Source organism: Thiomicrospira microaerophila, from assembly GCF_023278225.1.
GTDB classification, from domain to species: domain Bacteria; phylum Pseudomonadota; class Gammaproteobacteria; order Thiomicrospirales; family Thiomicrospiraceae; genus Thiomicrospira; species Thiomicrospira microaerophila_A.
Genome location: NZ_CP070959.1, coordinates 255,962 through 267,369, shown reverse-complemented (window position 1 = coordinate 267,369; position 11,408 = coordinate 255,962). Strand labels below are relative to the sequence as shown.

The 11,408-nt window shown below is 45.8% G+C and carries 13 protein-coding genes; 7 read left to right on the top strand and 6 right to left on the bottom strand.

Features of this window, described 5'->3' with window-relative positions; translation table 11 throughout:
* Window positions 1-22 precede the first annotated feature (22 nt).
* From JX580_RS01320 to JX580_RS01305, 4 genes are all read right to left on the bottom strand, one after another.
* Window positions 23-1,015, bottom strand: a complete 993-nt coding sequence (locus tag JX580_RS01320) for a helix-turn-helix transcriptional regulator (RefSeq protein WP_248850994.1) — start codon at window positions 1,013-1,015, stop codon at window positions 23-25.
* 63 nt (window positions 1,016-1,078) lie between these two features.
* The gene (locus JX580_RS01315) at window positions 1,079-2,326 is read right to left on the bottom strand and encodes an MFS transporter (RefSeq protein ID WP_248850993.1); all 1,248 of its coding nucleotides are present in this window, start codon (window positions 2,324-2,326) and stop codon (window positions 1,079-1,081) included.
* Window positions 2,327-2,776 carry a nuclear transport factor 2 family protein gene (locus tag JX580_RS01310; RefSeq protein WP_248850992.1) on the bottom strand — a complete coding sequence of 150 codons (450 nt, stop codon included), beginning with the start codon at window positions 2,774-2,776 and terminating at the stop codon, window positions 2,327-2,329.
* 9 nt (window positions 2,777-2,785) lie between these two features.
* Entirely contained in the window at window positions 2,786-3,565 is a 780-nt protein-coding gene (locus JX580_RS01305) for an SDR family NAD(P)-dependent oxidoreductase (protein WP_248850991.1), read from the bottom strand.
* A 73-nt stretch (window positions 3,566-3,638) separates the two neighbouring features.
* Between JX580_RS01305 and JX580_RS01300 the strand changes: the two genes are divergently transcribed.
* Genes JX580_RS01300 through JX580_RS01270 form a run of 7 tightly spaced genes read left to right on the top strand, consistent with a single transcriptional unit; the run spans window position 3,639 to window position 10,363 of the window.
* Entirely contained in the window at window positions 3,639-4,922 is a 1,284-nt protein-coding gene (locus JX580_RS01300) for an NAD(P)/FAD-dependent oxidoreductase (RefSeq protein WP_248850990.1), read from the top strand.
* Entirely contained in the window at window positions 4,923-5,702 is a 780-nt protein-coding gene (locus JX580_RS01295) for a DUF1365 domain-containing protein (RefSeq protein ID WP_248850989.1), read from the top strand. It abuts the gene before it with no gap.
* Window positions 5,696-6,946 carry an SAM-dependent methyltransferase gene (locus JX580_RS01290; protein ID WP_248850988.1) on the top strand — a complete coding sequence of 417 codons (1,251 nt, stop codon included), beginning with the start codon at window positions 5,696-5,698 and terminating at the stop codon, window positions 6,944-6,946. The genes JX580_RS01295 and JX580_RS01290 overlap by 7 nt, the downstream gene beginning before the upstream one ends.
* Window positions 6,939-7,532 (top strand): DUF3833 domain-containing protein, encoded by a 594-nt coding sequence (locus JX580_RS01285; RefSeq protein WP_248850987.1) that lies wholly within the window; start codon window positions 6,939-6,941, stop codon window positions 7,530-7,532. Before JX580_RS01290 ends, JX580_RS01285 begins: the two co-directional genes overlap by 8 nt.
* Window positions 7,529-8,026 (top strand): chalcone isomerase family protein, encoded by a 498-nt coding sequence (locus JX580_RS01280; RefSeq protein WP_248850986.1) that lies wholly within the window; start codon window positions 7,529-7,531, stop codon window positions 8,024-8,026. The genes JX580_RS01285 and JX580_RS01280 overlap by 4 nt, the downstream gene beginning before the upstream one ends.
* Complete coding sequence (locus JX580_RS01275; RefSeq protein WP_248850985.1) at window positions 8,023-9,465, top strand: cryptochrome/photolyase family protein; 1,443 nt, start codon at window positions 8,023-8,025, stop codon at window positions 9,463-9,465. Before JX580_RS01280 ends, JX580_RS01275 begins: the two co-directional genes overlap by 4 nt.
* A gap of 46 nt (window positions 9,466-9,511) precedes the next feature.
* Window positions 9,512-10,363, top strand: a complete 852-nt coding sequence (locus tag JX580_RS01270; protein WP_248850984.1) for a MerR family transcriptional regulator — start codon at window positions 9,512-9,514, stop codon at window positions 10,361-10,363.
* 46 nt (window positions 10,364-10,409) lie between these two features.
* On the opposite strand, the gene JX580_RS01265 is transcribed toward JX580_RS01270, so the two are convergent.
* A complete protein-coding gene (locus JX580_RS01265) occupies window positions 10,410-10,856 on the bottom strand; it encodes a PAS domain S-box protein (protein WP_248850983.1) in 447 nt (148 codons plus the stop codon).
* A gap of 155 nt (window positions 10,857-11,011) precedes the next feature.
* Window positions 11,012-11,404: a 30S ribosomal protein S9 gene (gene rpsI, locus JX580_RS01260; protein ID WP_248850982.1), complete on the bottom strand. Its 393-nt coding sequence runs from the start codon at window positions 11,402-11,404 to the stop codon at window positions 11,012-11,014.
* Window positions 11,405-11,408: the final 4 nt, after the last annotated feature.

Genomic DNA, 11,408 nt, shown 5'->3' with positions numbered 1-11,408 from the left:
CTTCTTAATTCTTCAACCATCACTACTCTACCACCCCTCGTTGACAAATCCTGTCACTGGAATAGTGTTTGAGTGTTGCTTCTAGCCGTTGTTTTACTTTTTGACGGAGTTCCGGTGGTTCAACGACTTCAACTTCGGGGCCGTGTTTTAGGATGTCTTGGATGAGTTCGGTGTCGTGTTTGTAGGGAATGGTGAGTTGGTAGCGTCCGTCGTTTAACCAGCAGGCCTGCTGGTTGGGGTGCCAGGTTTCAAATTGTGTCCAGCGTGCTTGGTAGGCGCTAAAGTTGAACACGGCCTGTTGATCAGCTTGTCCGGCGAAAATGCCGTAGCTGGTTTCAAAATGCGTTGATAGGGCTTGGGGATTGAGCGTTAGCGCAGCTTGATCCGATAAGCAGGCCTGCTTAATACCGTTTAGTGAAAAGCTGCGAATCGCTTGGCGGTGGTGACAAAATGCATCGAGAAACCAGTGGTCGCGATAACGAATCAGTTGTTGCGGTGAAATCTCTCGGTCGTTGATTTCATTAGTCTGCCGGCTCCAGAATGTTATGTTAAGCCGTTTTTGGCTGGCAAGGGCTTGGGCGATTTGAGTGAATATATTTTGGTTTAATGGGCCGCTCGCCATTTGAATAATTTTTATTTTTTCGCTAAGACTGGTTTGGTGTTTTGTTTTTCCCAGTCGTTGTTCTATGTGATGGCGAAAGGGTTCAAGTTGTTCCGCAAGCAGGCCTGCTTGCAGTTGATTGAGGCTGTTGTTCAATATCAGCAGAGATTGAAGTTCGTTAGTATTGAGCCAGTATCCTGCCAAATAGAGCGTGGGGTGCGCGGCTTGTGACCAATATACGCGGTTGTTTGAGATGATCCAATGGGCGTGGTGTTCGGTTTCTAGGGCATGTATATCTCGGCGCAGCGTTCGCAGGCTACAGCCGAACATTTCAGCTAACTCGTCTAGCCCGTAGCTTTGTTTCATTTGCGATAGTATTTCTGCAAGCCGTTCCAACCTAGTGTGCTTTAGCATTGCCCAGCGCCCTCTTAGCATTTGCTAGACAATATAGCTTAGTTAAATCGCTTTTAAAACCGTTTATTTGGTATTTTTAAGCATATATAAAACACTGAGCTTGATGAGTACCGGCAGGCCTGCATAGAGCCAAACAAGGGCTTCAAGGCTTTGAGGGCTTTGTTGTTCCCACCCTAGCCAGCCTAGAATCGGGAAGGCGATTCCGACCGCGAGTGCGAGCGCAAACTTGGTGAGCATTCCCCAGATTCCAAATAGCAGGCCATTAACCGAGCCTTGCTGCTGGCTTAGGCGTTGTGCGATATCGGCTTGAATGGAAGATGGCAAGGCGACATCCGCCCCTAGGCTGAGACCGGAAAGAAAGCTGATGACTAAAAACGCGGTGAAGTCGCCGGTTTGTAAGCTGAATACCCAAACAAAACTTAAACAAGCTAGCAGCATCGAGCCTTGCCATGCGCGATATTTCCCTATCCTTTGAGCAAGCCATGTCCAGCCGGGCAAGGCGATTATCCCGGCGATAAAAAACGCTAACAACAAGAGTCCGGTTTGGGTCGAGAGTTGCAGGTAATGCTCAACAAACAGGATAAACAAGCTGGCGGGTAAGGCGTTGGCGAGGCTGTTTAGGAAGTAAGCAGGCAGCAGTTGCCTAGAGGCGGGGTCGCGCCAAACAAGCAACCAGGCCTGCTTGTGATATAGGGCGTTTTTCGCAACCGGTTTCGCCCTTACGGGAAGCCTTAAACGCCAGAGCATAAGCCCTAAAAACAGGCTAAGACTGAGCGCAATCAGTGGAAAAAGCAGGTTAAAAAAGGTGCGACTATCTGGGGCTTGATCCACAATGACCGGCAAAAGCAGTACCGTTACCACGCCGAGTATCGCAAGGGCTTCTCGAAAGGCGGTAAAGGTGGTTTTGCGGTGTGCTTGGCGGGTGACTTCTGCGGTCATCGCTTGATAGGGAATCATAATCAGGCTCCAAGCAAGGTAAACCAGCAATGCCCAAATCAGCAGATGCAACGCACTGGGGTCGGCAGGTAACAAGAGTTGCCACAGGCTGACCAGCAATAGCAGCCAACCAAGCGCGATCATGCCCTTGCGTGCGTTGATGGAAAGTCGGTCACGCCCTAGCCCGATTAACGGATCGCTGATCACATCCGTGACGCGCGCGAGCAATAGCATCAACCCCACTAGCGCAAGCTCAACGCCCATTTGGTGATAGTAGTTAGGCAGGTAGATATAAAGCGGGATACCGAGCATCGCCAAGGGCCAAGCCGGTAAGCCATAAAGCAAGGGTTGTGTCCAGCGCTGAATCGATGCCATCTAGTTTGCCTTGAGTTTGCCGGCGATCCAGTTGTTCAACGCCCCCAACACCGGCACTTTGCGATAAACATATTCGCCGGAATCCCAATAATCGATATGCACGATCACTTTTGATTGATCGTTAATCAAGATTTTACTCATGCCATTGATTTGCAGCGTGGGCGCGTTGGGTTTGCGTTTAAAGTAAAATCGCCATTCCAGGAAGCCGGTTTTGTCTTGCCCGGCCATTGCATGAATTCTAAACTGCGGCTCGTGCAGGTTGGCAAACATGTGCTTAAAAATTTGGTTGACGTCGGCCAGACCTCGGACTTCGTTAAAGGGGTCTTTAAAGTAGATGTTGCGATCGTAGATTTTGGCAAACGCTCCCTGAAAATGAACAGGGTCTAATTCTTCAAACAGGGTTTTGTAAGCGTTTAATACTTGGTTAATGTCTGTGTCATTTGGATTCATAGGGTTCTCTTAGTTAGGTTTTAGCATTTTTCGGGTTAGGCTTAACGCCCAAGAATAAGGCATTAGTTTGAGCATACTCAGGAAAAACCGCAAGCCAAACGGAAAACGAATCTCAAAGCTCTTGCTTTGCAACCCCTTATCAATCAGCCGCGCAGCCTGTGGTGGTTCGACCAGGCCTGGCATTTCAAAATCATTTTTTGCGGTCAAGCGGGTTTTAACAAAGCCATGATTAATGACTTGTAGCGCAATGGATTGCTGCGCCAATTCAGGCTGGAGGGATTCGGCGAGATTTAGCAACGCTGCTTTGGGTGCGGAGTAGCCGCCGCCATAAGGCAGACCGAAGTAACTGGCTAGACTGATATTCCAGATCCATCGGCCGCGCCCTTGCTTGGCAAAATGGGGCTGGAGCGCGAGCATCAGCGCAACCGCACCCAGATAGTTAGCTTGGTTCATCTTGACAAAATCTTGCCATTGCCATTGTTCGATTTTCATCGGTTGGTAAGCGCCGACATTATAAAACCACAGGTCAATCCCTTTAAACATCGACCAGGCCTGGTCAGCTTTAACCGCTGTGTCTTGTGGATCGGTTACGTCAAGGTTTAAACATTTCAACCCTGCATAACGCTTGGACAAGTCTGCCAATTCAGGCGAAGTTTCTGCCGCTCGCGCGCTGGCAATGACGCTATGACCTTGCTCTAGCCATATTTTTATTAGCTCTAAACCTATGCCTTGTGACGCACCGACTAACCATATTTTCATTGGCGTAGCTGTTTTGTATAAGTTTTTCATGGCTGACCCCTTGCTTAATCGTACAATTTATGTATAAATATAATATAACAAAAACCTGCACAAGGATCACTAAATGTTGGACCCATCAAAAAAATATAACGTCGCAGTTATCGGCAGTGGCATCAGCGGACTCGCCAGCGCTTGGTTTTTAAGCCAACAGCATCAGGTTACGTTGTTTGAAAAAAATCCTAAATTGGGTGGCCACACCAATACGATTGAGGTTGAAGTCAAGGGTGAAAAGTCGGCAGTGGATACCGGTTTTATTGTTTATAACGAGCCAAATTATCCTTATCTGAAAGCCTTGTTAGCTCATCTTGAGGTGGCGACCCATCCAACTGATATGAGCTTTGCGGTTTCGATTGATAAGGGCAAACTGGAGTATGCCGGTAACAACCTGAACACCTTGTTTGCGCAAAGACGCAATTTGCTTTCGCCTAAACATTGGCGGATGATTTTTGATATTTTGCGTTTTAACAAGATGGGGAAAGCCGATTTGCAACAGGGACTGTCTCCGGATTTGTCGCTGGGCGAATATCTCGAAATCAATGGGTTTGGTGAGGCGATGCAGCGAGATTATTTGTTGCCGATGGCCGCTGCCATCTGGTCTTGCCCTACTGAAACCATGCTAGGTTTTCCGGTTAACAGCTTTTTGCAGTTTTTTGAAAACCATGGCTTATTGAACGTCAATGAACGCCCACAATGGCAAACGATCGTCAACGGCTCTCAAACCTATATTGACCGAATCCTAGACAAGGGCACTTTTAAGATTCATTATTCCAGCGTCACGGATGTGTTTTTGCCACCGGTTGAAAGTGAAGGGATTGAGTTAATTAGCGCGGACGGCCAGCGCCATCATTTTGATCAGGTGGTGTTTGCCTGTCATGGAGATGAAAGCTATGAATTGCTTAAACCTTATGGCTTTGAGTTATTAAAGAACTTTCGTTATCAATTCAACCAGGCCTGGTTGCATACGGATATTAATCAAATGCCAAAACGCAAGTCCGCTTGGGCATCATGGAATTACCTGAGTGGCGAAGGAGTTGATGCTGAACGTGCGGTGGCGGTGAGCTATTGGATGAACCAGTTACAACCCTTAAACCTCTCGACCGATGTATTTGTCACCCTCAACCCGATTACCGAACCGGCTGCAGACAAGGTCATTCAAAAAATCGACTATATGCATCCGGTTTTCGATCGTGCAGCGATTCAGGCGCAAACCCAATTACACAAGCTGCAAGGCAAGCAAAACTGTTGGTTTGCCGGGGCTTATACCGGTTACGGTTTTCATGAAGACGGTTTAACCAGTGCCGTCAATATCGCGCGAAAATGGCAGGTTGCGCTGCCTTGGGAGCGTTAAATGGCATCTTGTTTATATTTCGGCCAGGTGATGCATCAACGCGAGCAGCCGGTAGCTTATAAGTTTAGCTATCAAACGGTGAGCATCAAGGTCGATATCGACCAGATAGAACAAGAAGCCAAGCAGACCCCTCTTTTAAGTCTTAATCAATTTAACTGGGTCAGCCTGCGATTCAAAGACCATGGCCCGCGTGATGGCACGCCTTGGCGCGCCTGGGTAGATCGGTTTTTAGCCGACTATGATATTGCGCGTCCTGAGCGCGTGGAGTTAATTTGTTATCCACGGATTTTAGGCTACAGCTTTAATCCGCTGGCAGTTTGGTATGCCTATGATGCCGAAGATAGATTGATCGCGTTGATTGCCGAGGTAAGTAATACCTTTGGTCAATGGCATCATTATGTGCTTAAACCTGATGTTGGTCTGTCAAATGGCTCGATTAAGGCCGAGGCCGATAAGGTGTTTCACGTTTCGCCGTTTATCGATATGGTCGCGCGTTATCATTTTCGGCTTAAACGCCCTGGTGAGCAGGTATTTACCTACATCAAAGAAACCCGTAATGGCGAAGCGTTTTTTTATGCGAGCCAAACAGGACGTCAGCAACCGCTTAACACAGGTTCTCTAATCAAGCTTTTAGGGTTTGCGCCTTGGCGCGCGCTAAAAGTGATCAGCCTTATTCATTGGTGGGCTTTGAAAATTTGGCTGAAGGGCGGCCGGTTTCATCGCACCCCTAAACACCTTGAATCCGTCAATTATAGTCATTCGGAGATGAAGCTATGCTAACCAAATCACAAATCAAAACACTGGATCATATTGATCAGATCCCTACTGCCGAACCGAGCAAGGTGCCCTTTTATGGTCAATATGCTTTAAACTGGCTGCCTTTCGATCAGATCCAATTTGGCTCGTTAACCGTTCAATTGGGCGAGCACCAAAGACGTTTTAACGGCAAGCATGCCGGCATTCATGCTGAGTTAATGATCTTAAATCCACTGCGCTTTAGTTGGTTATTGTTAACCCAAGGGGAGTTGGGATTTGCTAAGGCTTATGCCGACGGTTTAATCGCCTCGCCCTGCCTACACACTTTGCTGCGCTTAGGTGCTGCGAATGAACAGGCTTTAAGCCAGACTTTAAAAGGTAAAAACTGGTTTTATCGTCGTTTTTTAGCGCAACATCGAGCCAACCATAATTCGGTCGAAAATAGCCGCACTAATATTTCAGCTCACTATGATTTGGGCAATGATTTTTATCAGCTATGGCTGGATGAAACCATGAGTTATTCGAGTGCGCTTTATGCAGAAAACCCCACCGATCTCGCTTCCGGTCAAACGGCTAAATATCAGCGTATTTTGCATGAATTGGATGTTCAACCCGGTGAACATATTCTGGAAATTGGTTGCGGCTGGGGCGGTTTTGCCGAACAGGCTGCTCAACTAGGCGCACAGGTTTCTGGTGTCACCCTGTCGCGTGAACAACTGGAGTTTGCCAAGCATCGTTTAAAAAAAGCCGGTTTAGCCGAGCGTACTAATTTGAGTCTAACCGATTATCGCCATATTGACGGTCAGTTTGATCATATTGTCAGTATTGAAATGTTTGAGGCGGTGGGTAAAGAGTATTGGCATAGCTATTTTTCACAGCTTCAAAAGCTTCTGAAATCTGATGGTAAAGCAGTATTACAAATTATCACGATTGATGAAGGCTATGCTGAGGACTATCAAGAGGGGGTTGATTTCATTCAAACCTATATTTTTCCTGGTGGTTTATTGCCGTCAAAATCTCAACTGCATAGGCTTGCTGCCGAGTATGGTTTTGAGGTGACTAATCAACTGAACTTTGGTCAGGATTATGCCCATACCCTGTGGCAGTGGCGTGAGAACTTTGATGCCCATTGTGATGAATTAGAGATTTTGGGCTATGACGCGCGCTTTCAACGTATCTGGCATTACTATTTAGATTATTGTCGCGTTGGTTTTGAAACCCAGCGAACCGATGTCGTTCAACTCACGCTGGAGAAAAAACGTGTTTAGGTTGAACACAAAAACCCACCAGGCCTGGTGGTTGAGGTCTTATGTTTTTATGTTGGGGTTTGGGTTTTTACTTCTTACAGGATGCAGCAATATGAAGGTTGAACACTACAAGGACACCGAACCCAAACTGGATTTATTTGCCTATTTTGAAGGCAAAACCTATGCCTGGGGTCTGTTCCAAACCCGTACAGGTGAAGTCAAACGACGATTTTATGTCGATATTACCGGCACGATTGACGGTGACACCCTAACTTTGGACGAGCAATTTGTTTATGACGATGGCGAAACCGAACAACGTATTTGGGTGATAGATCGTATTGCAGCTAATCAATACCAAGGCAGCGCGGGCGATGTAATTGGTATTGCCTATGGTCAAACAGCCGGCTCGGTTTTTAACTGGCGCTATACCTTAGACCTACCCTATGGCAGTAGTTCAATTCATGTTCAGTTTGATGATTGGATGTTTTTACAAACCGATGGCGTCATGCTCAATCGTGCCGAGGTTAAAAAGTGGGGCTTACGGGTTGGTGAGGTGACCTTAGCCTTTAGCAAACAAGATCATCGCGCGGGCGAGGCCAGACAATGAAACCTTGGATATTGGCATTCATCTTGATCACACCCTTAACTAGCTGGGCGCAAACCCAATGGCAGCCTTTGGGTGAAGGAACCGCACGCTGGGGGTTATTTAAGCTATATGATGCGACGTTACTGGCTCCTAAGGAGACCACTCGCGAAACCCTTATGGCGGATGAAACGCCTTTAAAGCTTAAACTTTGCTATGCAAGAAGTTTAACGGTGGATAACTTTGTTACCGGAGCGAACCATGTGTTAGCCAAGCAAACACTGAGTCCGGCCTTGCAGCAAGCGGTTGATCAATTACATGCGGCTTATCAAGCGGTTGATAAAGGTGACTGTTATGTCTTGTTACACCAACCTGAACAGGGTACAAGTTTGGTTCTGAATGATCAAACCTTAACCACGCTGAATACGCCTGGGTTTAAAGCAGTTTATTTTGGTATTTGGCTTAGGGAGCAGCCCTTGTCTGAAGCGCTCAAAAACGCATTATTGGAAAACATATGACGCATTTAATTTGGTTACAACGTGATCTCAGGCTTGCGGATCATGCGCCACTTTTTAAGGCATTACAACGCCAACATAAAGTGGTTATTGCTTATATTCATGATCCTAAGCTCACTATTGGTGATGCAAACACGGCTTGGCTGGCGCACAGTTTAAGCCAACTTCAGCAGTCGATTGCCGCTAAAGGTGGCGACTTATTAATGCTTGAGGGTGACTTTGAAGCTTGTTTTGAGCAAATAATACAAAAATACACGATAGAACAAGTCAGCTACCATTACGAAGTCGGCCAACCTTTTAAGCAACAACAGGACCTTGCATTGCAGCTGTGCAAAAAGCATAAAGTGGGTTTACAACCTTTCGACCAGGCCTGGTTGCCCGCTGACCAGGTGCTTTCGCAGAAAGGCGGCACCTATTCTGTTTTTACACCTTTTTATAAAAAACTCCTTACACTGCTTAATCAGGTTGCTTTGCCCTTAAACGCACCTCAAGACTTATCGGCTTGCAAACTCGAACAGCCCAGCGCTTTGCCGGCTGATTTGATTAAAGTAAGTCAACAACCCTGGGCAATAAAAATGTTAGCTCACTGGTCAACAGCGGAAGATACTTTAGCGGTGGGTGAAAAAGCTGCTTGGTTAAGATTTGAGTCATTTCTTCACCATGATTGCAATGATTACCCGGATAACCGCGATTTTCCATCACAATCGGCTACAAGCCAATTATCCACGCATTTACAGTTTGGTGAAATTTCGATGCGCCAAATGCTATATGCTTTGCAAGCCGCCAAGTCCAACCCTGATTACAAAATTCATGCACTGGATATTTTTATTCGCCAACTGGCCTGGCGTGAATTTGGGCGTTATTTATTACATTTTCATCCCCAACTTGAAACGGAACCCTTTCAGGCGAAGTTTGCGCATTTTCCTTGGGATGATCGACCCGATTTATTAGTTTCATGGCAAATGGGTAAAACCGGCTTTCCGATTATCGATGCCGGCATGCGCGAACTCTGGCATACAGGCTGGATGCACAATCGAGTACGCATGCTGGTGGCCTCATGGTTAACCAAAAACGCCAATCATTCTTGGCGTGATGGCCAGGCCTGGTTTGCTCATACACTGATTGATGCTGATCCTGCAAACAATGCCATGGGTTGGCAATGGGTTGCTGGCTGCGGCGTTGATGCAGCCCCCTACTACAGATTATTCAACCCTGTAGTGCAAAGTGAGAAATTTGATATCCATGCTGAATATATTAAACGCTGGGTTCCAGAACTTAAAAACCTACCCGCTCGCTATTGCCATGCCCCTTGGTTACACCAAGCAAGCCTTGAGCAATACGGCTTTAAGCTGGGTAAGCATTACCCGAAACCACAACTCGATTTACAACAAAGTCGAGCAGAACACCTGCAACGTGTAGAAGCGAACAAAAACTATACTTAAGCGTTACAGTTGAAAATTTTACTTTTTAGAGTATTATGGCAAAACTATGAAAAAGTTAGATCCCAACGCCCTATTTCCGATCCGAGAGGTGTCACGCCTAACCGGAATCAAACCCATCACTTTACGTGCGTGGGAGCGCCGCTATGAGCTGATTGAACCGGTTCGAACTGAATCCGGTCATCGTCTTTACACTCAAGAGCATATTGACTACCTTAACCAAACACTAAAACTGATGGATGAAGGCATTCCAATCAGCCGGGTTAAAACCGTGCTGTCAGAAGGCCCCGTTATTGCAACTCAAAATAAACCTGAGACATCCTCTTCAGACTCTATCAAAACTGCGGTCAATGCTGCTCGCAGTTTTGACCTTAATTTAATTGAACGAACGCTCGATCGATTGTTTGCCGACTATTCTTTAAAACCGCTTTTACCTTTACTGGCTAAAATAGATAACCGGCTTTTAGCAGAGCCAAATGATGCAATCGCATTAAACCTGTGGCATACAGCTTTAACACAACGTCTTCAGGTTAGGCTTCATCAATTTCAACAGTCAGCACGCTTTACTACACGCACAATTTTTATTCAACGCGCGCCTGATAGCGCTGCCTGGCTAACTAAGTTTATTGCACTGTTTTGTTTTGAACAGGGTTATCAACCCTTACATTTTGACAAGATGATGTCTTTGGAGAGTGTTCAAGAACTGCACGAGCAATTGGATTTATACGGTTTCATCCTAGTGGACAGGACGAGTTTGTCCAGTGATGAATGGGCGGCTTATATCCAGAATTTTGCTAGCATTAAAACCTGGGTGTTCGGAAGCGAAACGATTGAAGAAAGTAAACCACCCAGTATTAACTGTGAACTACGTGCCTGGCCTAATTGGGTTAAGCCACTATAAAGCACCTACTGTGCTAGGCATATGCGAGCCAAATCTAGTGGCTCGTTTAATTCTTTAATTCGCTCAAGCGCTTGATTTCTGAACGTGCTGCCTCTAATTCCATCGCAAGACTAACCTGCGCGGTTACGTCTTTTTGTATACCGATATAATAGGTTATCTTATCAAGATCATCATAGAAGGGGGTAACACTCAATTCATTCCAAAACACCGAGCCATCTTTACGATAGTTTTTTAAGATGGTTCTAACCGGTTGTTGGCCCTCAATCGCCTCTCTGATAATTTTCACAGCCGATTGGTCTGTATCTTCACCTTGAAGAAAACGACAATCTTGATAGAGGATATCTTCTGAACTATAACCAGTTAGTATTTCAAATGCAGGATTAACGTAAACAAGGATGGTATCCTCACCTTCTTTTTCTGCCACAACAATACCATCTTGTGCAGACTCTACCAACTGCAACAATAATTCATTTCTTAAAGTAAACTTTTTCATGTTTTGCCCTATCGACGATTCGTAGTTGCATTTTAGCAACTCAAATTACTATTGAAAATAAGGTCAGTAAATTAATAGAGAAATAAATAGCATTATTTGAAAACTAGATAAAAAAAACCCGCACTTTGGCGGGTTTTCTATAAAGCGATAAAAAATTAACGCTTTGAGAACTGAGGACGGCGACGTGCTTTACGTAGACCGACTTTCTTACGTTCAACTTTACGCGCATCACGTGTTAATAAATCACGTGAACGTAGAGCAGAACGATTGCCTTCTTCATAAGCAACTAATGCACGCGCAATACCATGACGGATTGCACCAGCTTGACCGGTTGTACCACCACCTAGAACAGTGATGTAAGCATCAAATTTACCTTCGCTTTGTGTTGCTTCGATAGGTTGGTTAATAACCATCAAGTCTGTTTCACGAGCAAAATACTGTTTGATTTCACGACCATTGACCATCATTTTTCCAGTACCAGCGCGTAGGAATACACGAGCTACTGAGCTTTTACGACGACCTGTTCCGTAATATTGTTCTGTTGCCATAGTA